Raw genomic sequence first — 22,095 nt, forward strand, 5'->3', positions numbered from 1 at the left:
CCCTGCTCTCGGTGTCCCACTTCTCCCCCCTCGTCCGCCACGACTACCGACTCGGCGTACCCCACGACATCCCCGCATGGCACGAGGCACTCAACACCGACAACGCCCGCTACGGCGGCAGCGATGTGGTGCACCCGCACCCGGTCGAACCGGAGCCGCGGGGCCTGCACGGCCGCCCCGCGAGCATCCGGCTGACCCTGCCCCCGCTGGCTACGGTGTGGCTGCGGCCCGCCTGAGCCCCTCGGGCAGGCCGCCCGTGTACAGCACGCCCAGCCGCTGGGTGGCCCGGGTCAGGGCGACGTAGAGGTCACTGGTGCCGTACCGGCCCGGCTCCACCACCAGCACCGAGTCGAACTCCAGCCCCTTGGCCTGGCGCGGGTCCAGCAGGACAACGGTCCGGGTCAGGTCGGGCTCGGCGCCGGCCGTGACCCCGTCCAGCCGGGCGGCGAGCGCCCGGTGCAGCTCGCGCGGCGCGATCACCGCGAGGCGGCCCTCGGCGGGGGTCAGTTCGGCGACCGCCTTCGCCACGGCGCCCGGCAGATCGTCGGCCGCCTGCCGCACCCAGGGCCGGACCCCGGTCGAGCGGACCGAGCTGGGCGGTTCGAAGCCGGGCTGCTCGGCGCGGACCACGGCCGCGGCCAGGTCCATGATCTCTGCCGGGGTGCGGTAGTTGACGCCGAGGCACGCGTGCTCCCAGCGGTCCTCGACGTACGGCGCGAGGATCCGGGACCAGGAGCCCACGCCCGCCGCCTCCGCCGTCTGGGCCGGGTCGCCGACCAGGGTCATCGAACGGGTCGGGCTGCGCCGCATCAGCAGCCGCCAGGCCATCGGCGACAGCTCCTGCGCCTCGTCCACGATGATGTGCCCGAACGCCCAGGTCCGGTCGGCCGCGGCCCGCTCGGCGGCGCTGCGGAAGTCGGCCTCCTCGTGCCGCTCGGCGAACCGTTCGGCGTCGATGATGTCGTGCGCGGACAGCACCTCGGAGCCGTCGGGATCGCTGTCCTCCTTGTCCTCGAACTCGTAGGTGCGGGACGCGTACGACACATCGAGGACGCCCTGCGCGAAGGCGATCTGCGTCTCGCGTTCCCTTTCGGCGAGCGCCTGTCTGCCGCGGTCGTCCTCGCCGAGCAGTTCGGCGGCCTCGTCGAGCAGCGGCACGTCCGCCACGGTCCACGCCCGGGTCACCGGGCGGCGGATCGCGGCGGCGTCCGCGTCGCCCACGTACCCCTCGGGTTCGGCGAGGAAGTCCGCGAGCAGCCGCTGCGCAGTCAGCCTCGGCCACAACTGGTCGACGGCGGACCAGACTTCCGGGTTCTCGGCGAGTTCGTCGCGGATCTGGGTGATGTCGGCGGCGTCGAGCAGGTTGGTGCCGTCGTACGGGTCGGTGCCGATGCGCTCGGCGACCATGTCGGTGAGGGTGTTGAGGATATGGCCCTCGAAGTGCTCGCGGGCCGCGTTGTGCGGCAGCCCGGCGGCGCGGGTGCGCTCGCGGGCGACCTTCACCAGGCCGTCGTCGAGCATCAGGACCTCGCGGTCGTGCTCGATCGCGATCACCGGGTCGGGCAGCGCCTGCCGGTCGCCCACGACGGCGGCGAGGACCTCGGCCATGTCGGCGCGGCCCTTGACCGCCGCCGCCTCCGGGGTGTCCCGGGCCGTCGCCCGCACCCCGGGGAACAGCTCGCCGACCGTGGCGAGCAGCACCCCGGTCTCACCGAGGGAGGGCAGCACCTCGCCGATGTAGCCGAGGAACGCGGGGTTCGGGCCGACGATCAGGACGGCCCGCCGGGCCAGCAGCTCCCGGTACTCGTACAGCAGATAGGCGGCCCGGTGCAGCGCGACCGCGGTCTTGCCGGTGCCGGGGCCGCCCTCGACCACCAGCACCCCGCGGTACGGCGCCCGGATGATCTCGTCCTGCTCGGCCTGGATGGTCTGCACGATGTCGCTCATGCGGCCGGTGCGCGCGGAGTTGAGCGCGGCCAGGAGCACGGCGTCCCCGGTCGGGTCCTCGTGGCCGGTGCGGGTGGCGTCGCCGAGGTCGAGGATCTCGTCGTGCAGGGAGGTGACCTCGCGGCCGTCGGTGGCGATGTGCCGGCGCCGGCGCAGTCCCATCGGGGTGTGGCCGGTGGCCAGGTAGAAGGGGCGGGCGACGGCGGCGCGCCAGTCGATGAGGACCGGTGTGCGCTCGGCGTCGTCGGTGCGCAGCCCGATGCGGCCGATGTGGTGACTGGTGCCCGAGGTCAGGTCGATACGGCCGAAGCAGAGCGAGCCGTCCACGGCGTTCAGCGCGGCGAGCAGGTCGGACCGTTCGGCGACCAGGATGTCCCGCTCCAGGCGGGCCTGCATGGGCTTGTCGCCCTGTGCGAGGGCGTCCGCGACGGAGGTCTCGGTGTCACCGCGCAGCGCGTCCACGCGCGCGTACAGTCCGTCGATGAATTCCTGCTCGCGACGCAATTCATTGTCCGGAAATTCGCTGTTTGACAATTCCGCTCCTGCCCGGATATACTCTGCTCATTGAACTTCACCGCGACCGCATTCCATTGAAGTCGCGAATCACTGAATATACGCAGAGAAATCCCCCGAGCGCAATTACTCGGGGGATTTTTTCAGTGGGCGCCGCGGTCCTACAGCACGTCGGACAGCTCCTCCAGGAGCCTGCGCCGGGGCCGCGCTCCGACCATCGCCCGCACCGGCTCGCCGCCCCGGAACACCATGAACGTCGGCATCGACAGCACTTTGTACGCGTTGGTGGTCGCCGGATTGGCGTCCACGTCCAGTTGTACGACCTTGAGGCGGTCGCTCGTCTCGGCGGCGAGCGCCCCGAGCACCGGCGCCATCTGCCGGCACGGCGGACACCAGTCGGCGGTGAACTCCACCAGCACCGGCAGGTCGGATTCGATCACCTCCGCCGTGAAGTCCGCGTCCGTCACCTCGGCCACACCGGCCGTCCTGGTCATCGTCGGTGTCCTCCCAGTTCGCACTCCGGTTCCGGACCGCCCGGAACCCGCGCCTCGGCGGCCAGCACGTCCCGGGCCCGTTCCGCCCGCCCGAGCTGCCCGGCGACCTGCGCCCGCACCGCGTGCAGCTCCCCGATGAGCGCGTCCAGTTCGTCCAGCTTGCGCCGGTAGACCGCGAGCGAGGCGGGGCAGGAGTCGCCCTCGGGGTGCCCGGCCCGCAGACACTCCACGAACGGCCGCGTCTCCTCCAGGTCGAACCCGAAGTCCCGCAGGGTCCGGATCTGGGTGAGCAGCCGGAGATCCCGCTCGTCGTAGACGCGGTGGCCCTTGACGTCGCGACGCGCGGGCAGCAGCCCGCGCGCCTCGTAGTACCGCAGTGTCCGCGTGGTGGTCCCGGCCCGTGCGGCCAGCTCGCCGATGCGCATGTTCTCGACGGTAGGCGTTGACGTCGGGGTCAGGGCAACCGTCGGTCGCGCGGGCCCCCCGGCCGACCGGCCGGGGCCGTTCAGCCGGCCATGCTGCCCGCCGGCTCCCGCTCCTTCTCGGCCGGCTCCGGTACGGCGGCCGTGCGGCCCGGCAGCAGCAGCGCGACCAGGACCGTGCCGACGCCCAGGATCACCGCGCCGACGAGGCTGGTGCGGGCCACCGCGTCCGCGAAGGAGGAACCGACGGCATCGGCCATCTGCCGTGCGCCCGCGGCGAGTCGGCCGGCCTGCTGCGGGTCGCCGGTGTGTGCCGCCTGCTCGGCGAGCTGCCGCGCCCTGTCGCCGATGCCCTGGGCGACGGCGTACCCGGCGCCGACCGAGTCCTGAGCGGTGGCCGACGCGTCCGCCGGCAGGTCGGTACCGCGGGTGGCGTCGGTGAGACGGTCGCCGTACGTGGTGGACAACAGGGAGCCGAGGAGGGCGATGCCGAGCGAGCCGCCCAGCTCCAGCGAGGTGTCGTTGACGGCGCCGGCCAGCGGCAGCATGCGCAGGCCGGTCTCCAGGGGGCCGAAGCCGAGCACGAACTGCAGGTACTGGGTGAGGTAGTAGAAGGCACCGAAGACGGCCAGGAAGAACAGGGCGACGGGCCGGTCCGCCAGGTACCGGTCCATGACGGAACCGGGCGGCCGAGCTACGGGGGATGCTCGGCCGCCCGGGGCGGTGGCCGGACGCCCGGCCCGGGTTCAGGCCGGGCCGGACATCCGGAGCTGGTGGAGCCGCTACGCCTTGGCCAGCTCCCGCTCGGTGCCGCCGTTGCCCGGCAGCTCGGACGCCGGCGCCTGCTCGCTCTCGTCCAGCAGGGTCTTCTCGTCGAACGGCAGCTCACCGGCGAGCACCTGCCGGACCCGGTCCGTGTCGATCTCCTTCGTCCAGGTGCCGATCAGCACCGTGGCGACCGCGTTGCCCGCGAAGTTCGTCAGGGCGCGGGCCTCGCTCATGAAGCGGTCGATGCCGACGATCAGACCGACGCCGTCGACCAGCGCGGGCTTGTGCGACTGGAGACCGCCGGCCAGCGTGGCGAGACCGGCACCGCTGACGCCGGCGGCGCCCTTGGAGGCCACCAGCAGGAACAGCAGCAGCGGGATCTGCTCGCCGACCGACATCGGCGTGCCCAGGGCGTCGGCGATGTACAGCGACGCCATGGTCATGTAGATCATCGTGCCGTCGAGGTTGAAGGAGTAGCCGGTCGGGACGGTGATGCCGACCACCGGCTTGCTGATGCCCAGGTGCTCCATCTTCGCGATGAGCCGCGGCAGCGCGGACTCGGAGGAGGAGGTGGACAGGATCAGCAGGAACTCCCGGGCCAGGTACTTGAACAGCGCGAAGACGTTCAGCCCCGCGATGGCCCGCAGCAGCGCGCCGAGCACGACGAAGACGAACAGGAAGCAGGTGACGTAGAAGCCGAGCATCAGCACCGCGAGGCTCTTCAGCGCCTCCAGGCCCGACGAGCCGACGACCGCGGCGATGGCGCCGAAGGCACCGATGGGCGCGGCCCACATCACCATGGCCAGGATGCGGAAGACGAGGCGCTGGATGTGCTCGATGCCGCGCAGCACCGGCTGGCCGGCCGAGCCCATCGCCTGCAGCGCGAACCCGGCGAGCAGCGCCACCAGCAGCGTCTGGAGCACCTCCCCCTCGGTGAAGGCGGAGACGAACGTGGTCGGAATGATCGACAGCACGAAGTCCACCGGCGGCAGCGCGTCGCTGGACACCTGGTCGTGCCCGGTCTGCTTGAGCGCGTCGGTCAGCTGCAGCCCGTCACCGGGGTGCAGCACGTTGCCGACGACGAGACCTATGGTGAGCGCGACGAGCGACATCACGAGGAAGTAGCCGAGCGCGATACCGCCGACCGCGCCGACCTTGGCCGCCTTGCGCACCGAGCCGATGCCCAGCACGATCGTGCAGAAGATGACCGGCGAGATCATCATCTTGATCAGGTTCACGAAGCCCGTGCCGAGCGGCTTCAGCTCGACCCCGAAGTCGGGCCAGATGAGCCCCACGGCGATGCCGAGCGCCACCGCGGCGATCACGGCGATGTACAGATAGTGGGTGCGGTCCCGCTTCGCGGCGGGTGCGGCAGGTGCCGTTGGGGATGTGCTGGCGGCCACGGCTGCCCTCCTTGACGTCGTCGTCGGCATCACCGGCGTGCGGCTCACGTCCGGGGGATGTGGGGGATGCCGTGACTATCCCCTGGTCTGTGAGGGCGGTCACCCTTGCGTTCATTTAGTTCGTGCTTATCCGGAGAGGCACACTGACGGCATGCGTCTCCCCGTCCCGCCCCGACCCCGCAGCCTGGCCGGCCAGCTGTTCGCCATGCAGGCCGTGCTGATCGCGGTCGTGGTCGCCGGGTACGCGCTGTTCACCTATCTCAGCGACCGGGGCCAGGCCGAGGACGCGGCGGGCCGGCAGGTCACGGCGGTGGCCCGCTCGATAGCCGACTCCCCGTCGGTGCGGGAGGCGATCGGCACCGCGGACCCGACGGCCCGGCTCCAGCCGTACGCGCTCCAGGTCCAGCGGGACACCGGGGTCGACTTTGTGACGATCATGAACCCGCAGGGCATCCGCTGGACCCATCCGGACACCACGCAGATCGGCAAGGAGTTCCTGGGGCACATCGGGCCCGCCCTCCGGGGCCGCTCCTTCACCGAGACGTACACCGGCACGCTCGGCGCTTCCGTGCGCGCCGTCACCCCCGTCTGGCAGGGCAACCAGGTCGTCGGCCTGGTGAGCGCCGGCATCCGCGTCGAGGCCATCAGCGAGCGGGTGCAGGAGCAGGTCACGGCCATGACCGGCGTCGCGGCCGGCGCCCTGGCGCTGGGCGGCGTCGGCACGTACGTCGTCAACGCCCGGCTGCGCCGGCACACCCACGGCATGAACGCGAGCGAGCTGAGCCATATGCACGACTACCACCAGGCCACGCTGCACGCGGTGCGCGAGGGGCTGCTGATGCTGGACGGCCAGTTCCGCGTGGCCCTCATCAACGACGGCGGGCGGGAACTGCTCGGCGTCGGCAGCGAGGAGGAGGTGGTGGGCAGGTCGGTGGCCGACCTCCGGCTGCCCGCGCCGCTCACCGGGGCGCTGCTGGCCTCGGAGCCGCGCGTCGACGAGGTGCATCTGACGGCGGACCGGGTCCTGGTCGTCAACACCTCGCCGGTGTCAGGCGGTGAGCGCCGCGGCACCGTGGTCACCCTCCGGGACGTCACCGAACTCCAGTCGCTCATGGGCGAGTTGGACTCCGAGCGGGGCTTCACCCAGGCGCTGCGCTCGCAGGCGCACGAGGCGGCGAACCGGCTGCACACGGTGGTCTCCCTGATCGAGCTGGGCCGCGCCGACGAGGCGGTGGAGTTCGCGACCGCCGAGCTGGAGCTGGCCCAGGCGCTGACCGACCAGGTGGTGGCCGCGGTCGGCGAGCCGGTGCTGGCGGCCCTGCTGCTCGGCAAGACCGCCCAGGCCAACGAGCGGGGCGTGGAGCTGGTGGTGGCGCCGGAGAGCCGGCTCGACGACGGCCTGCTCCCGGAGCGGCTGCCGGCCCGCGACCTGGTGACCATCCTCGGCAACCTGATCGACAACGCGGTGGACGCGGCCCAGGGCACCGTCGGGGCCCGGGTCACGGTGACGGCGTACACGGCGTACACGGCGTACACGGCGGACACGGCGGGCGCGGCCGAGGGGAGCCGCGCCGAACTGGTGCTGCGGGTCGCGGACTCGGGCAGCGGGGTGGATCCGGCCCATGCCGAACTGGTATTCCAGCGGGGATTCACGACCAAGCCGGCCGGGCCGCAGGGCCGCGGGCTCGGCCTGGCGCTGGTGCGGCAGGCGGTCACCCGGCAGGAGGGCACGTTGACGGTGGCGGAGGGCCAGGAGGGCGGTGCGGTGTTCGAGGTACGGCTGCCGCTGGGCAGGTCGGCGGGGCCGGCCCGCCGCAGCGGCAGCGGCGCGGTGCGAGGTGGGGCATGACGGCACGGCAGCCCATCCGGGTCCTCGTCGTGGAGGACGACCCGGTCGCCGCGGACGCGCATGTGCTGTACGTCGGACGGGTGCCCGGGTTCGTCGCCGTGGGCAAGGCGCACACCGGGGCGGAGGCCCGGCGCGTCCTTGACCGCACCCCGGTCGACCTGCTGTTGCTGGACCTGCACCTGCCGGACGTGCACGGCCTGCAGTTCGCCCGCTCGCTGCGCGCGGCCGGCCACCACGCCGACGTGATAGCGGTGACGTCCGCCCGGGACCTGACCGTGGTGCGCGAGGGGGTCTCGCTCGGGGTCGTGCAGTACGTCCTGAAGCCGTTCACCTTCGCGACCCTGCGGGACCGGCTGCTGCGCTACGCCGAGTTCCAGGCGGCGGCCGGCGAGGCCAGCGGGCAGGACGAGGTGGACCGGGCGCTCGCGGTGCTGCGGGCGCCGAGCCCGGCGGCGCTGCCGAAGGGCCTGAGCGCGCCCACCCTGGAGCGGGTCACGGTGGCCCTGCGCGACCGCACCGACGGTCTCACCGCGACCGGCGTCGCCGAGGCGGTCGGCATCTCCCGCATCACGGCCCGCCGCTATCTGGAACACCTGGTCGACACGGGCCGGGCGGCCCGCAGTCCCCAGTACGGCACGGTGGGCCGACCGGAACTGCAGTACCGCTGGGTGAGGGGGCAGTGAGGTGAGCGCGCGGGTGCTGTTGCCCGATCCACGGCACATGCATTGACCCGACTGGACCACACCCCTACCTTCACGGGAACCACCAGGCCACACCGCCGTGCGCCCGCAGGAGGTCATGCCCGTGCGCCCCACCGCCGTCCTCCCCGCCCTCCTCGCCACCGCCCTCGCCGCCACCGCGCTCACCGCGTGCGGCGGCGGTTCCGGCAGCAGCCCCGACACCGTGAGGGTCAGCTTCAAGCAGTCGACGGACAACTCCGTCAAGGTGATGGACACCTACCTCGCCGGCATCAAGAAGCAGTTCGAGAAGAAGTACCCGGGCAAGAAAGTCGAGTTCGTGCCCGTCAAGGCGCCGGACTCGGAGTACTACACCAAGCTCCAGCAGATGCTCCGCTCCCCCAAGACCGCGCCGGACCTGGTCTACGAGGACACCTTCCTCATCAACTCGGACATCACCAGCGGGTACTTGAAGCCCCTCGACCCCTACCTCGCCGAGTGGCCCGACTGGGACCGGTTCATCGACACCGCCAAGTCCGCGGCCCGCGGCGAGGACGGCAGGACGTACGGCGTCCCGGACGGCACCGACACCCGTGGACTCTGGTTCGACAAGGGCGTGTTCGAGCGGGCGGGGCTGCCCGCCGACTGGCAGCCGAAGACCTGGGACGACGTGCTCGACGCGGCCCGCACCATCAAGCGGAAGGTGCCCGGCGTCACCCCGCTGAACATCTACACGGGCAAGCCGGCCGGTGAGGCCGCCGCCATGCAGGGCTTCGAGATGCTGCTCTACGGCACCGGCGACGGCGGCACCGATCCGCTGTACGACGCCGCGTCCAAGAAGTGGATCACCGCAGGGCAGGGCTTCAAGGACGCGCTCTCGTTCGTCGAGACCGTCTTCGCGGAGAAGCTCGGCCCGGACGTGTCCGACGCCCTCGACCCCAACTTCGGCACCCGGGTGCGCGGTGAGCTCCTCCCCCGGGGCAGGCTCGGCATCGACCTCGACGGCTCGTGGCTCCCGCAGGACTGGCTGCCGGGCAGCGGCCACGAGTGGCCCGAGTGGTCGAAGCGGCTCGGTCTCGCCGCCATGCCCACCCAGCACGGCCAGGCCCCCGGCAAGGTGAGCATGTCCGGCGGCTGGACCTGGGCGATCCCCGCCAAGGCGGGCAACCCCGACCTGGCCTTCGACTTCGTCAAGGTGATGCAGACGACGACGAACGCGCAGCAGTGGTACATCGCCAACTCCGGCATCGCCGTGCGCGAGGACGTCGCGGGCGATCCCTCGTACGTGTCGGCCCAGCCCGGCATCAAGTTCTTCACCGACCTCGTCGCGAGCACCCACTACCGGCCCGCCTACCCGGCGTACCCGAAGGTCTCCACCGCCATCCAGGAGGCGATGGAGGGCGTGACGACGGGTGACGCGTCGGTCGACGCGGCGGCGAAGGCGTACGACGACGCGCTCAAGGCCGCGACCGACAACCAGGTCGTCGCGAAGTGACCGGCGGGCGGCCATGACCGCCGCATCGCACGCGGGCCCGGGCGTCGCGCCCGCCGCCCCGGACCCCGGGCCACCCGAACCGGCGCCGCGGCCCCGCCCGCGCCCGCTGCGCCGCGCGCTCACCAGGGCACTGCCCGTGACCCCCGCCCTGGTCGTCCTGCTGCTCTTCCTGGCGGGCCCCATCGCCTACTGCGCCTACCTCGCCTTCACCGACCTCCAGCTGACCGGCCAGGCTCACTCGTCCTTCGTCGGGTTCGCCAACTTCCGCCGGGCGTTCCAGGACGAGCGGTTCCTGAACGCGGTGTGGCTGACACTGGTGTTCACCGTCCTGTCGTCGCTGGTCGGCCAGAACACCCTCGGCCTGGCGCTCGCCGCGCTGATGCGGCGCGCCTCGAAGCCGGTGCGCACGCTGACCGGCGGTGTGGTGATCACGGCATGGGTGCTGCCGGAGGTCGTGGCGGGCTTCCTCCTGTACGCCTTCTTCCGCCGCGAGGGCACCCTGAACGCCCTCCTGGACCAGCTGCATCTCCCGTCCCAGAACTGGCTGTTCACACTGCCCATCCTGGCGGTGTCCTTCGCGAACGTGTGGCGGGGCACGGCCTTCTCGATGCTGGTCTACTCGGCGGCGCTCGGCGAGATCCCGAAGGAGATCACGGAGGCGGCGGAGGTGGACGGCGCGAGCGGCTGGCGCCGCATGTGGCACATCACGCTCCCGATGATCCGCCGCTCCATCGGTACGAACCTGATGCTCAACACCCTGCAGACGCTCTCGGTGTTCGGGCTGATCTGGGTGATGACACGGGGCGGCCCGGGCGGCCGGAGCCAGACGCTGCCCCTGTTCATGTACGAACAGGCCTTCCAGAACAGCCTGATCGGCTACGGCACCGCGGTGGCCCTGCTGCTGCTCCTGGTCGGCTCCCTGTTCTCGGTCGTCTATCTGCGCCTGCTGCGGACGGAGGTCTGACGCCATGCCCCGGACCCTCGCGGCCCGCCGCACCCGTCACCGGCTGGCCGCCGACGCGGGCCTGCTGGCCGTGGCCGCCGCGTTCGCGCTGCCGCTCCTGTGGGTGGTGCTCTCCGCCCTGGACCGGCACGCGGACCTCAGGGTGAAGGCCCCCGACGGGCTCACCCTGGACAACTTCGACGCCGTCCTGAACGCGGACGTCACCTTCACACCGCTGCTCAACAGCCTGATCCTGTGCGGCGGCGCGACACTGCTGACGGTGGGGTGCGCGGCGCTCGCGGCCTATCCGCTGTCCCGGTTCCGTTCCCGGCTGAACCGTCCGTTCCTGCTGACGATCCTGTTCGCCACGAGCCTGCCCATCACCGCGATCATGGTCCCGGTGTACGCGCTGTTCGTCCAGGTGAATCTCATCGACACCCGGCAGGGCACGATCCTGTTCTTCGCGGCCTCTCAACTCCCGTTCGCCATCTGGCTGATGAAGAACTTCATGGACGGCGTGCCGAAGGAGCTGGAGGAGGCGGCGTGGACGGACGGCGCGTCCTCGCTCCAGTCGCTCGTGCGGATCGTGCTGCCGCTCATGGGGCCCGGGGTCGCCGTGGTCACCGTCTTCTCGTTCGTGGTGATGTGGGGCAACTTCTTCGTGCCGTTCATGCTGCTGCTCAGCCCGGACCAGATGCCCGCCGCGGTGAGCATCAACGAGTTCTTCGGCAACCGGGGCATGGTGGCGTACGGGCAGCTGGCCGCGTTCTCGGTCGTCTACTCGACGCCGGTGATCCTGCTGTACGTGCTGGTCGCACGGCGCTTGGGGGGCGGGTTCGCGCTGGGCGGCGCGGTCAAGGGGTGAACCCCGAGCGGCCGCCCCCGCCGCCGCTCAGAAGACCGACTCGGTCTCGTCCATCCGGTCCTTCGGCACCGTCTTCAGCTCGGTCACCGCCTGCGCGAGCGGCACCATCACGATGTCGGTGCCGCGCAGCGCGGTCATCCTGCCGAACTCGCCCCGGTGCGCGGCCTCCACCGCGTGCCAGCCGAAGCGGGTGGCGAGCACCCTGTCGTACGCGGTCGGCGTGCCGCCGCGCTGGACGTGGCCGAGGATGACCGGCTTGGCCTCCTTGCCGAGCCGCCGCTCCAGCTCGTACGCCAGGGCCGTGCCGATGCCCTGGAAGCGCTCGTGGCCGTACTGGTCGATCTCGCCCTTGCCGTAGTCCATCGTGCCCTCGGCGGGGTGTGCGCCCTCGGCGACGCAGACGACGGCGAACTTCTTGCCGCGGTCGAACCGCTCCTCGACCATCTTGACCAGGTCGGCCGGGTCGAACGGCCGCTCGGGCAGGCAGATGCCGTGGGCGCCGCCGGCCATGCCGGACTCCAGGGCGATCCAGCCGGCGTGCCGGCCCATGACCTCGACGACCATCACGCGCTGGTGGGACTCGGCGGTGGTCTTGAGGCGGTCCATCGCGTCGGTGGCGACGCCGACCGCGGTGTCGAAACCGAAGGTGCGGTCCGTGGAGGAGATGTCGTTGTCGATCGTCTTCGGGACGCCGACGACCGGCAGGCCCGCGTCGGAGAGCATCCGGGCCGCGGTCAGCGTGCCCTCGCCGCCGATCGGGATCAGCGCGTCGATCCCGAACTCACCGACCATGTCGGTGGCCCGCTCGCAGGCCTCGCGCAGCCGGTCGCGCTCCAGGCGCGAGGAGCCGAGGATGGTCCCGCCGCGGGCCAGGATGCCGGCGACCGCGTCGAGGTCGAGGGTGCGGTAGTGGCCGTCGAGCAGGCCCCGGTAGCCGTCCTCGAAGCCGATCACCTCGTCGCCGTAGTTCGTGACCGCCCGGTGCACGACCGACCGGATCACGGCGTTCAGACCGGGGCAGTCGCCGCCTGCGGTGAGGACTCCGATGCGCATCCTGCTGTGTCTCCTGCTCGCTGTCGACGCCGGTGAGCCAGTCCGATTGTTTCATGTCCCGGAGGCGGACGGACCCCCGCCCTGACGGGGGCCTTATCCGCGGCCGAAGGTATTGTCAAGAGGGTTCCGCTCACCCCGGTGAGCGTTTTTCGTCCATGCCGGAACATTCTGCCGAATCTTCTCCGGCCGAGACACAGCCGAGACGAGAGGGAGAGCACGCGTGACCCGCAGTGTGTACGTGACCGGGATCGACCGCGGTGACGGCCGCCAGGTCGTCGAACTGGGCGTCATGGAGATCCTGAGCCGGCAGATCGACCGGGTGGGAGTGTTCCGTCCGCTCGTGCACCACCATCCCGATCGTCTCTTCGAACTGCTGCGGGCGCGCTACCGGCTCTCCCAGGACCCGGCGACCGTGTACGGCATGGACTACCACGAGGCGTCCACGCTCCAGGCCGAGCAGGGCACCGACGAGTTGGTCTCCACGCTCGTCGACCGCTTCCACCTGGTGGCCCGCGACTACGACGTCGTCCTGGTGCTCGGCACCGACTTCGCCGACACCCAGCTCCCCGACGAGCTGGCCCTCAACGCCCGGCTCGCCAACGAGTTCGGCGCGTCCGTGATCCCGGTGGTGGGCGGCCGCAGGCAGAGCGTCGACTCGGTGCTCGCCGAGACCCGCAACGCCTTCCGGGCCTACCACGGCCTGGGCTGCGACGTGCTGGCGATGGTCGCCAACCGGGTGGCCCGCGACGACCGCGACACGCTGGCCGAGCAGCTCGCGGACCGGCTGCCGGTGTCCTGCTACGTGCTGCCGGACGAACCGGCCCTTGCGGCGCCGACCGTCGCGCAGATCGGCCAGGCCCTGGGCGCCGAGGTGCTGCTCGGCGACGACTCGGGGCTCGCCCGGGACGCGCTCGACTTCGTCTTCGGCGGCGCCATGCTGCCCAACCTGCTGGCCGCGCTGACCCCGGGCTGCCTCGTGGTGACCCCGGGCGACCGCGCCGACCTGGTCGTCGGCTCGCTCGCCGCGCACAGCGCCGGCACCCCGCCGATAGCCGGCGTCCTGCTCACCCTGAACGAACGCCCCAGCGACGGGGTCCTCACCCTGGCCGCGCGCCTCGCCCCCGGCACCCCGGTGCTGTCCGTGGCCGGCAACAGCTTCCCGACCGCCGAGCGGCTGTTCTCCCTGGAGGGCAAGCTGAACGCGGCCACCCCGCGCAAGGCGGAGACCGCGCTCGGCCTGTTCGAGCGGTACGTCGACACCGGCGATCTGCTGGGCCGGGTCTCCGCACCGAGCAGCGACCGCGTCACCCCGATGATGTTCGAGCACAAGCTGCTGGAGCAGGCCCGCGCCGACCGGCGCCGGGTGGTCCTGCCGGAGGGCACCGAGGAGCGCGTGCTGCGCGCCGCCGAGGTGCTGCTGCGCCGGGACGTGTGCGATCTGACCCTGCTCGGGCCGGTCGACCGGATCCGCAAGACGGCCGCCGACCTCGGCATCGACCTCGGCGACGCGCAGCTGATCGACCCGGCCACCGCCGAGCTGCGCGACGCCTTCGCCGAGCGGTACGCGCGGCTGCGCGCCCACAAAGGCGTCACGGCCGAGCTGGCCTACGACGTGGTCGCCGACGTGAACTACTTCGGCACCCTGATGGTCGAGGAGGGCCTGGCGGACGGCATGGTCTCCGGTTCCGTGCACTCCACCGCGGCCACCATCCGGCCCGCGTTCGAGATCATCAAGACCCGGCCGGAGTCCTCGATCGTCTCGTCGGTCTTCTTCATGTGCCTCGCCGACAAGGTGCTGGTCTACGGCGACTGCGCGGTCAACCCGGACCCCGACGCCGCCCAGCTCGCCGACATCGCCGTCCAGTCGGCGGCCACCGCACGGCAGTTCGGCGTGGAACCGCGGATCGCGATGCTGTCGTACTCCACCGGTACGTCCGGTTCGGGCGCCGATGTCGACAAGGTGCGCGAGGCCACCGAGCTGGCCCGCGCGCGGCGGCCCGACCTGAAGATCGAGGGGCCGATCCAGTACGACGCCGCCGTGGAGCCCACGGTCGCCGCGACCAAGCTGCCGGACTCCGAGGTGGCCGGGCAGGCCAGTGTGCTGATCTTCCCCGACCTGAACACCGGCAACAACACCTACAAGGCCGTGCAGCGCTCGGCCGGCGCGATCGCCGTCGGGCCGGTGCTGCAGGGCCTGCGCAAGCCGGTCAACGACCTGTCCAGGGGCGCGCTCGTCCAGGACATCGTCAACACCGTGGCCATCACGGCCGTCCAGGCCCAGAGCACCGTCCCGACCCCGCACGAGAAGGCAACCGCCCAGTGACCTCGCACCCGTCGCCCGCCGCCACCGCGTCCGGCGAGCCGCTCTCGGCCCCCCTCGCCTCCCGGGTCCTCGTCCTCAACTCCGGCTCGTCGTCGCTGAAGTACCAGCTGCTGGACATGCGCGACGGCGGCCGGCTCGCCGTCGGTCTGGTGGAGCGCATCGGCGAGCAGACCTCCCGGCTGCGGCACACCTGTGCGGCCACGGGCGACACCCGTGAGCAGAACGGGCCGATCGCGGATCACCACGCCGCCCTCAAGGCCGTCGCCGGTGAACTGTCCCGGGACGGCATCGGCCTGGACTCGCCGGAGCTGGCCGCGATCGGGCACCGCGTGGTGCACGGCGGCAAGTTCTTCACCGAGCCCACCCTCATCGACGACTCCGTGCTCACCGAGATCGAGCGGCTGATCCCGGTCGCACCGCTGCACAACCCGGCGAACCTGACCGGCATCCGCACGGCCCGGGCGCTGCGCCCGGACCTGCCGCAGGTCGCGGTCTTCGACACCGCGTTCCACACGACGATGCCGGAGTACGCGGCCCGCTACGCGATCGACACCAAGCTCGCGGACCGCTACCGGGTGCGGCGCTACGGCTTCCACGGCACCTCGCACGCGTATGTCTCCCGGGCGACCGCGCGACTGCTCGGCAGGGCGCCGGAGGAGGTGAACGTCATCGTGCTGCACCTGGGCAACGGGGCGTCGGCCTCGGCGGTCCGCGGCGGCCGGTGCGTGGACACCTCGATGGGGCTGACGCCGCTGGAGGGGCTGGTGATGGGGACCCGCTCGGGCGACCTGGATCCCGCCGTCATCTTCCATTTGCGGCGCGTTGGCGGAATGTCCATGGACGAGATCGACACTCTCCTCAACAAGAGGAGCGGTCTGTTCGGCCTGTGCGGCGACAACGACATGCGGGAGATTCAGCGCAGAATCGACGAGGGTGACGCCGGGGCGCGGCTCGCCTTCGACATTTATGTGCACCGGCTGAAGAAGTACATCGGCGCCTACTACGCGGTACTCGGCACGGTGGACGCGGTCGCCTTCACGGCCGGGGTCGGCGAGAACGCGGCCCCGGTGCGGGCGGCGGCGGTCGAGGGGCTGGCCGGGCTGGGTCTCGCGGTCGACCCGGGGCTGAACGCCGTACGGGGCGACGAGGCCCGGCTGATCTCGCCGCCGGACGCGCGGGTCGCCGTGGCCGTGGTTCCGACGGACGAGGAATGGGAGATCGCCGAACAGACCTACGCACTGGTCGGAAAGGGCGTCTGAGGAATTCGACCGGCACTCGCCTGAGCGCGAACGCGCCCATATGCACCTTCCGCCAGACGGAATATTCCGTAGCGAAACAAACCGATAGGATCGCCCCATGCGCCGTTCGAAAATCGTCTGTACTCTCGGCCCCGCGGTCGACTCCCACGAGATGCTCGTCGCCATGATCGAGGCGGGCATGAACGTGGCCCGGTTCAACTTCAGCCACGGCACCCACGCCGAGCACCAGGCGCGGTACGACCGCGTCCGCGCCGCGGCCAAGGAGACCCACCGCGCCATCGGCGTGCTCGCCGACCTCCAGGGCCCGAAGATCCGGCTGGCGACCTTCGCCGAGGGCCCGGTGGAGCTGGAGCGCGGTGACGAGTTCGTCATCACCACCGAGGACGTCCCCGGCGACAAGAGCATCTGCGGCACGACGTACAAGGGCCTGCCCGGCGACGTCTCGCGCGGCGACCAGATCCTGATCAACGACGGCAACGTCGAGCTGAAGGTCCTGGACGTCGAGGGCCCCCGGGTGCGGAGCATCGTGATCGAGGGCGGTGTCGTCTCCGACCACAAGGGCATCAACCTGCCCGGCGCGGCCGTCAACGTGCCCGCGCTCAGCGACAAGGACATCGAGGATCTGCGGTTCGCGCTGCGCATGGGCTGCGACCTGGTCGCGCTGTCCTTCGTCCGGGACGCCCGGGACGTGGCCGACGTCCACAAGGTGATGGACGAGGAGGGCCGCCGCGTCCCGGTCATCGCCAAGGTGGAGAAGCCGCAGGCGGTCGAGAACATGGAGGACGTCGTGATGGCGTTCGACGGCGTGATGGTCGCCCGCGGCGACCTGGCCGTCGAGTACCCGCTGGAGAAGGTCCCCATGGTGCAGAAGCGCCTGATCGAGCTGTGCCGGCGCAACGCCAAGCCGGTGATCGTGGCGACCCAGATGATGGAGTCGATGATCACCAACTCCCGTCCGACCCGCGCCGAGGCCTCCGACGTGGCCAACGCGATCCTGGACGGCGCCGACGCGGTCATGCTGTCCGCCGAGTCGAGCGTGGGCGCCTACCCGGTCGAGACCGTCAAGACGATGTCGAAGATCGTCCGGGCGGCCGAGCAGGAGCTGCTCGCCAAGGGGCTGCAGCCGCTGGTGCCGGGCAAGAAGCCGCGCACACAGGGCGGTTCGGTCGCCCGGGCCGCATGCGAGATCGCGGACTTCCTCGGCGGCAAGGGCCTGATCGCCTTCACCCAGTCCGGTGACACCGCCCGCCGGCTGAGCCGCTACCGCGCCGTCCAGCCGATCATCGCCTTCACCACGGACGAGTCCACCCGCAACCAGCTGACGCTCAGCTGGGGCGTGGAGTCGCACGTCGTGCCGTTCGTGAACAGCACGGACGAGATGGTCGACCTGGTCGACCAGGAGGTCACGAAGCTGGGCCGCTTCGACGCGGGCGACACCGTGATCATCACGGCCGGCTCGCCCCCCGGGGTGCCCGGCACCACCAACATGGTCCGCGTCCACCACCTCGGCGGCGGCGAGAAGAACTAACCGCTCCGCGGGCCCCGGCCACTACCCCACCGAAGCACCCCATACGGCGCCGAGGGCGCCCCCTGCGACAGGGGGCGCCCTCCGTACGTCCCGACAGGACGAGCCGGTCCGCTCGGCCCGGGGCGTCAGTCGGTGGTGTACACGTGCATGCCGGGCACGTGCAGGGTGCCTCCGAACTGGGCGGCCTGGATCACCTTCACATGGGTGAAGTAGATCAGCGGGATGTTCAGCGGCGGCGGGCTGTCCGGGCTGAACGTCACCGGGATCAGACCGAAAAGGTTCCCGGAGATGCTCTCCGTGTACATCACCGTGTCGCCGTCGCGGATCGTGGACATCGAACCGGCCGCCGCCTGCACGTGGTAGGTCTTGCCGATCTGCTTGTCCTTGACCGTCTGGTGCAGGTCACCGATGTCGGTGCCGCCGGAGATGACGTACTTCAGCACCTTCTTGGTGGTCCCGTTGGCGCGCTTCACCTCGACGATGCCCTGGTAGTCGGCGTTCTTCAGCAGCAGCGAGCTGGCGTCCAGGTACCAGGGCTCGTCCGCCACCGGCGTCTTGTTGTCGACGCCGCTCATGTCGTCGGTGGCGACCGGGCAGTCGGCGGCGGAGGCGGAGGCGCTCGCCGAAGGGCTGGGCGAGGCGGTGGCCGACTCGGTCGGCTCCTGCGCCGCGCCCGTGGCGTCCTCGGCCGCCTCGGACGCCGTGTCGGTGGTGTCCTTGACGGTGTCCTCCACCGTCTTGGTGACCTTGTCCGCCGTGTCCTTGACGGCGTCGGTGGCGCTGCCGCCGGAGTCCTTCGCGTCCCCGGAGTCCTTGCTCGCCTCGGAGCCCGCCGCTGACGCCGACGCGGAGGGCGTGGGGCTCGCGCTCGCCGAGGAGTCGGCGCCCACGCCGGCCCCGGTGAAGATGCCGGTGATCGCGTCGCCGATGGCGTCCAGAAGGCTTCCGCCGCCCGACGACGCCGTCGGGCTGGGCGTGGTGGTCGTGGTGCCGGAGCCCGAGACGTCCGAACCGCTCGCCGAGGGCGCCGACTTGGACGCCGACGGGCTGGGCGTGGCCTTGTCGTCGGAACCTGAATCCGGCGAAGAGGCCTGGCCCGACGTGTCCTTGGCGCCGCCGGTGGCCTCGGTCGTCGCCGACGGGCTCGGCGTCTCCTGCTCCGCGGACTCGCTCGCGCTCGGCGAGCCGGAGGGCGACGGCGAGGCCGAGGTGTCCAGGGCCGCGACACAGTCCTTGTACTCGTCGGCCGTCAGGCTCTTCGACGACGGCGGGGTGTCGTTGTTGTCGGCGAGGGCGAACGTGGACGTGAACCCCATACCCATGAGGACCGCCGTCGGCATCGCCACGGAGGCTATCGCCTTGCCCGCCGGCATGTGGAACCTGGTGAACAGCGGCTTCTTGGGTGCCGCGTGACGCGGCCCGGTTCTCACACGGGACGTCTCCACCTGAGTCCCGTGGGTCACCTCGTCAGCCGGCACTGTGCCTCCCGTTCGCCCCGTTGCCCGGGCTCGTTCCTGACAGGTCGTTCGCCTCGTGCCCCGGGTCCGTGGCACCGCCGGGAGCGGCCTCGGGGGAGCCCCCCGCGCCCGTGCCGCCGGACTGCGCCGGCTGCGGCGCCGACGGCACTCCCGGCACCCACGACACGGCCATCGCCCCGCCGATCAGCGCGAGCAGGAACCCGATGACGAAACCGCCGAAGTTGGACACGGGGATGGACACCAGCGCCAGCAGGATCGCGGCGACCCCCGCGAAGGTCCGCACGTGCTGCTGGAACCAGAGGCTGATGCCGAGGATGACGAGCAGCACCCCGATGATCAGGGACCCGGCTCCCGCGGTCGTGGCCATCGCCAGGGTCAGATGCCCGAGCTGGAGATGCGCGTACGGGAAGTACATGATCGGAAAGCCGCCGAGCAGGACGAACAGGCCCGCCCAGAACGGACGGCTTCCCCGCCAGGCGCGGAACTGCAACCTCCGGCGATGGAACTGACCGGTAACGGCAGGAGTCTCGGCGCTCATGGAAAACAGCTCCCTGGTACGGCATTGCTGTGGTGGTGATGTGCGCCGCGCGTGAAGACGCGGCCGGAGTGTGGACGGGCGGGGGCGCCATCGGCTCCCCCGCCCGTCAGTGAGTGCCTAGTAGCACTCCGCGCCGCTCGTCGACAGCGACATGTTCAGACCGCTGAGCTTGAAGGTTCCGGCGGTGGTCGCCCACGCCGTCTGCTTCACGTCGTTCAGCGTGGCCTTGGTGGCCTGTTGCGCGAAGCCGTACGGGTTGGCCTGCTCGCCCCCGCCCTTCATGCCGGGACCCTTGCCGCCCTTGCCGTTGCCGGCGGCGGTGTCGCCGGCTGCCACACCGATGTCGATGTTCTCGAAGGTCGCATCGGCCTTGAGATCGGCGATGTCGATGTAGATCCGGTCGGCCTGGACCGCGTCATGGCCGGCCCCACCGGCCCGCAGAATGAGGCTGACCTTGCCGAAGAACGGGACATTCGGGGTGACCACGGACTGGCAAAGGTTCGTGATCTCGGCGTGCTGGAACGACGAGACGGCCACTGGATGGGCGGTCTTCTCGCCGTCCAGGGTGTAGCCGCTGTCGATGGCACCGTACTGCGCGAAGCCGTCACCTACGAGCTTGTCGGCACGTACCTTGAACGACTGGCCGGAGACGCTGAACGACGCGGCGAGAGCGCCCTGCGCAAGGGCGACACCTATACAAGCCGTGGCGGCGACGCTGGGCACCATGACCACAGCGAACCGCTTCCATCTGGTCCCGCCACGCACCTGGGACTCCATATTTCCTCCTTCTCGGACGTACATCTCCTGGCCCGGACTCGCCCCAGTCGGCGGCTCAGCCGGGCAGGGATGGGAGAAGTGCTACGTCCTCGGACAGGAGAACGCCCGCGCTCGGGGACACGAACCGCGCCCGAAATCACCGGCGATCACCCCCGAGCGACAGCCACTGGTCGCGCCTGACACGCATCACGCACAACCTTGCCGGACAGGCTTCGCCGGTCTGGCGAAGACCCCCCTGCCCTAGAGCCGGCCCCACTGCCGCCGGCTCTGCTCGGTGGGGACCCAGATGGTCCCGTGCACCCGATTGGCTGTCGGGGTACGGGAATGGACCGAGCGTCGCCGATCGTGGTGCATTCTCGCCGCCCGCACAAGGGGGTTCGTTACTGGCTAGTAACGACCGGATAACCGAAGCACGACCCAGCGATCTCGGAGCGCGACGCTCGGCGACATCAAGGGGCAGAACAAAACCGTTGACCTCCGGGCGGAACAGGACAGACCAACTGCCTCGATTTACTCCGAGTAACAGCGGCCGCGATTACCAAGATTTGGTAAAGCGCGGCCGCCTGACGCCTCGTCGGCAAATCCTTCACTCGGGCATCACATGCCCGAGTGTTTAGCAACTGGTCAGAACGGGGCCCGCGCCCCGCTCGGGGTTCCGCTCAGAACAGCGCGCGAGCGAGCGCCCTGCGCGCACCGACGACCCGCGGGTCGTCGGCCCCGACCACCTCGAACAGCTCCAGCAGCCGGCGCCGTACGGCGTCCCGGTCGTCACCCGCCGTGCGCTGCACGGTCTCGATGAGCCGCCCGAAGGCGTCCTCGACATGCCCGCCGACCAGATCCAGGTCGGCCGCGGTGATCTGCGCCTGTACGTCACGGGGCTTCTCGGCGGCCTCCTTGCGCACCTGCTGCGGATCGGCGTCCTGCACCCGCTGGAGCAACTCGGCCTGGGCGAGGCCCAGTTTCGCCTCGGTGTTGCCCGGGTCGTCGCTCAGCACGTTCTGGTACGCGCGGATCGCCCCGCCCAGATCGCCCGCGTCCAACGCCTGCACGGCGGCCTCCAGCAGCGCGTCGTACGGGCCGGCCGGCACCGGGGCCGCGACCGCCGTGGCCGCCCCGCCCGGTTCGGCGTCCGGGTCGACGGTCAGGCCGGTCAGCCCGAAGCGCTCCTCGGCGACCTGGATCAACTGGTCGAGGGTCTGCCGGATCTGCTGCTCCCCGGCGGCCCCCTGGAAGAGGGGCAGCGCCTGCCCCGCGACGACGGCGAAGACCGCCGGGATCCCCTGGATCCCGAACTGCTGCATCAGCATCTGGTTCGCGTCGACATCGATCTTGGCGAGCAGGAAGCGCCCGTTGTACTCGACGGCCAGCCGCTCCAGGACCGGGCTCAACTGCTTGCAGGGCTGACACCACTCGGCCCAGAAGTCGATGACGACCGGTACCTCGGCCGAGCGTTGCAGGACATCGTGCTCGAAGCCCGCCTCATCGACGTCGATGACGAGATCGGCCGGGGAGACGGCCCCCGCTCCGCCCTGTCGGGCGGTCTCGGCGCGCGTCTGCTCCGCCTTGGCCTTGGCCTCCTGGGCCGCCTTCACCGCGGCGAGGTCGACGACGCCGCTCATGGACATGTTCCGTGGCTGCATGCGTCTATCCTCCCCCGATCCCGCGCCTGTGTGAAAAGTGGTGTGGAAGCGCGCCGGGTCCCCGCCCACGCACCTGGTCGTGCCTCGCGTACGCATTCGCCCGCACACGTCCCGCACGGGCTT

18 protein-coding genes and 1 pseudogene are annotated in these 22,095 nt (G+C 71.1%); 9 read left to right on the top strand and 10 right to left on the bottom strand.

The window, feature by feature from the left end; all coding sequences use genetic code 11:
• The coding region (locus CTZ28_RS37590) for an alpha amylase C-terminal domain-containing protein (protein ID WP_183154791.1) at positions 1 to 236 on the top strand (236 nt) is incomplete at its 5' end.
• Here the strand turns inward: CTZ28_RS37590 and CTZ28_RS37595 are convergent.
• From CTZ28_RS37595 to CTZ28_RS37615, 5 genes and pseudogenes are all read right to left on the bottom strand, one after another.
• Positions 211 to 2,451 carry a HelD family protein gene (locus CTZ28_RS37595; protein WP_183154793.1) on the bottom strand — a complete coding sequence of 747 codons (2,241 nt, stop codon included), beginning with the start codon at positions 2,449 to 2,451 and terminating at the stop codon, positions 211 to 213. The genes CTZ28_RS37590 and CTZ28_RS37595 overlap by 26 nt on opposite strands.
• Positions 2,452 to 2,621: 170 nt before the next feature.
• Positions 2,622 to 2,954: a thioredoxin family protein gene (locus CTZ28_RS37600; RefSeq protein ID WP_310887648.1), complete on the bottom strand. Its 333-nt coding sequence runs from the start codon at positions 2,952 to 2,954 to the stop codon at positions 2,622 to 2,624.
• Complete coding sequence (locus CTZ28_RS37605; protein ID WP_121894246.1) at positions 2,951 to 3,379, bottom strand: MerR family transcriptional regulator; 429 nt, start codon at positions 3,377 to 3,379, stop codon at positions 2,951 to 2,953. The genes CTZ28_RS37600 and CTZ28_RS37605 overlap by 4 nt, the downstream gene beginning before the upstream one ends.
• Before the next feature lie 80 nt (positions 3,380 to 3,459).
• Positions 3,460 to 4,023: pseudogene (locus CTZ28_RS37610) on the bottom strand (MFS transporter); the annotation flags it as partial.
• A gap of 135 nt (positions 4,024 to 4,158) precedes the next feature.
• The gene (locus CTZ28_RS37615; RefSeq protein WP_121894247.1) at positions 4,159 to 5,577 is read right to left on the bottom strand and encodes a cation:dicarboxylate symporter family transporter; all 1,419 of its coding nucleotides are present in this window, start codon (positions 5,575 to 5,577) and stop codon (positions 4,159 to 4,161) included.
• Between the two features lie 121 nt (positions 5,578 to 5,698).
• Between CTZ28_RS37615 and CTZ28_RS37620 the strand changes: the two genes are divergently transcribed.
• The 5 genes from CTZ28_RS37620 (at position 5,699) to CTZ28_RS37640 (ending at position 11,376) form a co-directional block, all read left to right on the top strand.
• A complete protein-coding gene (locus tag CTZ28_RS37620) occupies positions 5,699 to 7,396 on the top strand; it encodes a sensor histidine kinase (protein WP_121894248.1) in 1,698 nt (565 codons plus the stop codon).
• The gene (locus CTZ28_RS37625; protein WP_121894249.1) at positions 7,393 to 8,079 is read left to right on the top strand and encodes a response regulator; all 687 of its coding nucleotides are present in this window, start codon (positions 7,393 to 7,395) and stop codon (positions 8,077 to 8,079) included. The genes CTZ28_RS37620 and CTZ28_RS37625 overlap by 4 nt, the downstream gene beginning before the upstream one ends.
• 115 nt (positions 8,080 to 8,194) lie before the next feature.
• Entirely contained in the window at positions 8,195 to 9,568 is a 1,374-nt protein-coding gene (locus tag CTZ28_RS37630; protein WP_183154792.1) for an extracellular solute-binding protein, read from the top strand.
• Positions 9,569 to 9,581: 13 nt separating this feature from the next.
• Positions 9,582 to 10,532, top strand: a complete 951-nt coding sequence (locus tag CTZ28_RS37635) for a carbohydrate ABC transporter permease (protein WP_121894250.1) — start codon at positions 9,582 to 9,584, stop codon at positions 10,530 to 10,532.
• Between the two features lie 4 nt (positions 10,533 to 10,536).
• Positions 10,537 to 11,376 carry a carbohydrate ABC transporter permease gene (locus CTZ28_RS37640; protein ID WP_121894251.1) on the top strand — a complete coding sequence of 280 codons (840 nt, stop codon included), beginning with the start codon at positions 10,537 to 10,539 and terminating at the stop codon, positions 11,374 to 11,376.
• Between the two features lie 27 nt (positions 11,377 to 11,403).
• Here CTZ28_RS37640 and CTZ28_RS37645 read toward each other — a convergent pair whose 3' ends face one another.
• The gene (locus CTZ28_RS37645; protein WP_121894252.1) at positions 11,404 to 12,429 is read right to left on the bottom strand and encodes an ATP-dependent 6-phosphofructokinase; all 1,026 of its coding nucleotides are present in this window, start codon (positions 12,427 to 12,429) and stop codon (positions 11,404 to 11,406) included.
• A 220-nt stretch (positions 12,430 to 12,649) separates the two neighbouring features.
• Here CTZ28_RS37645 and pta point away from each other — a divergent pair, with 220 nt between their 5' ends.
• The 3 genes from pta (at position 12,650) to pyk (ending at position 17,539) form a co-directional block, all read left to right on the top strand.
• The gene (gene pta / locus CTZ28_RS37650) at positions 12,650 to 14,752 is read left to right on the top strand and encodes a phosphate acetyltransferase (protein WP_121894253.1); all 2,103 of its coding nucleotides are present in this window, start codon (positions 12,650 to 12,652) and stop codon (positions 14,750 to 14,752) included.
• Positions 14,749 to 16,011 carry an acetate kinase gene (locus CTZ28_RS37655; RefSeq protein ID WP_121894254.1) on the top strand — a complete coding sequence of 421 codons (1,263 nt, stop codon included), beginning with the start codon at positions 14,749 to 14,751 and terminating at the stop codon, positions 16,009 to 16,011. Before pta ends, CTZ28_RS37655 begins: the two co-directional genes overlap by 4 nt.
• Before the next feature lie 97 nt (positions 16,012 to 16,108).
• The gene (pyk, locus tag CTZ28_RS37660; RefSeq protein ID WP_121894255.1) at positions 16,109 to 17,539 is read left to right on the top strand and encodes a pyruvate kinase; all 1,431 of its coding nucleotides are present in this window, start codon (positions 16,109 to 16,111) and stop codon (positions 17,537 to 17,539) included.
• A 125-nt stretch (positions 17,540 to 17,664) separates the two neighbouring features.
• Here pyk and CTZ28_RS37665 read toward each other — a convergent pair whose 3' ends face one another.
• The 4 genes from CTZ28_RS37665 to CTZ28_RS37685 all read right to left on the bottom strand — a co-directional run bounded on the left by CTZ28_RS37665 (position 17,665) and on the right by CTZ28_RS37685 (position 21,972).
• On the bottom strand, positions 17,665 to 19,017 hold the full coding sequence (locus CTZ28_RS37665; protein ID WP_121894256.1) for a hypothetical protein: 1,353 nt from the start codon (positions 19,015 to 19,017) through the stop codon (positions 17,665 to 17,667).
• A complete protein-coding gene (locus CTZ28_RS37670; RefSeq protein ID WP_121894257.1) occupies positions 19,007 to 19,555 on the bottom strand; it encodes a DUF6114 domain-containing protein in 549 nt (182 codons plus the stop codon). The genes CTZ28_RS37665 and CTZ28_RS37670 overlap by 11 nt, the downstream gene beginning before the upstream one ends.
• A 117-nt stretch (positions 19,556 to 19,672) precedes the next feature.
• Entirely contained in the window at positions 19,673 to 20,332 is a 660-nt protein-coding gene (locus tag CTZ28_RS37675) for a DUF6230 family protein (RefSeq protein ID WP_121894258.1), read from the bottom strand.
• Between the two features lie 659 nt (positions 20,333 to 20,991).
• Entirely contained in the window at positions 20,992 to 21,972 is a 981-nt protein-coding gene (locus CTZ28_RS37685; protein ID WP_121894259.1) for a tetratricopeptide repeat protein, read from the bottom strand.
• Between the last annotated feature and the right edge of the window lie 123 nt (positions 21,973 to 22,095).

Origin of the sequence: Streptomyces shenzhenensis, from assembly GCF_003688995.1 — a bacterium.
Classification (GTDB): Bacteria; Actinomycetota; Actinomycetes; order Streptomycetales; family Streptomycetaceae; genus Streptomyces; species Streptomyces shenzhenensis_A.

Bases quoted from the DNA above. Each gene is read 5' to 3' on its own strand.
- CTZ28_RS37600 (WP_310887648.1), bottom strand. From the start codon at position 2,954: ATGACCAGGACGGCCGGTGTGGCCGAGGTGACGGACGCGGACTTCACG.
- CTZ28_RS37605 (WP_121894246.1), bottom strand. From the start codon at position 3,379: ATGCGCATCGGCGAGCTGGCCGCACGGGCCGGGACCACCACGCGGACA.
- CTZ28_RS37615 (WP_121894247.1), bottom strand. From the start codon at position 5,577: ATGCCGACGACGACGTCAAGGAGGGCAGCCGTGGCCGCCAGCACATCC.
- CTZ28_RS37620 (WP_121894248.1), top strand. From the start codon at position 5,699: ATGCGTCTCCCCGTCCCGCCCCGACCCCGCAGCCTGGCCGGCCAGCTG.
- CTZ28_RS37625 (WP_121894249.1), top strand. From the start codon at position 7,393: ATGACGGCACGGCAGCCCATCCGGGTCCTCGTCGTGGAGGACGACCCG.
- CTZ28_RS37630 (WP_183154792.1), top strand. From the start codon at position 8,195: ATGCCCGTGCGCCCCACCGCCGTCCTCCCCGCCCTCCTCGCCACCGCC.
- CTZ28_RS37635 (WP_121894250.1), top strand. From the start codon at position 9,582: ATGACCGCCGCATCGCACGCGGGCCCGGGCGTCGCGCCCGCCGCCCCG.
- CTZ28_RS37640 (WP_121894251.1), top strand. From the start codon at position 10,537: ATGCCCCGGACCCTCGCGGCCCGCCGCACCCGTCACCGGCTGGCCGCC.
- CTZ28_RS37645 (WP_121894252.1), bottom strand. From the start codon at position 12,429: ATGCGCATCGGAGTCCTCACCGCAGGCGGCGACTGCCCCGGTCTGAAC.
- pyk (WP_121894255.1), top strand. From the start codon at position 16,109: ATGCGCCGTTCGAAAATCGTCTGTACTCTCGGCCCCGCGGTCGACTCC.
- CTZ28_RS37670 (WP_121894257.1), bottom strand. From the start codon at position 19,555: ATGAGCGCCGAGACTCCTGCCGTTACCGGTCAGTTCCATCGCCGGAGG.
- CTZ28_RS37675 (WP_121894258.1), bottom strand. From the start codon at position 20,332: ATGGAGTCCCAGGTGCGTGGCGGGACCAGATGGAAGCGGTTCGCTGTG.
- CTZ28_RS37685 (WP_121894259.1), bottom strand. From the start codon at position 21,972: ATGCAGCCACGGAACATGTCCATGAGCGGCGTCGTCGACCTCGCCGCG.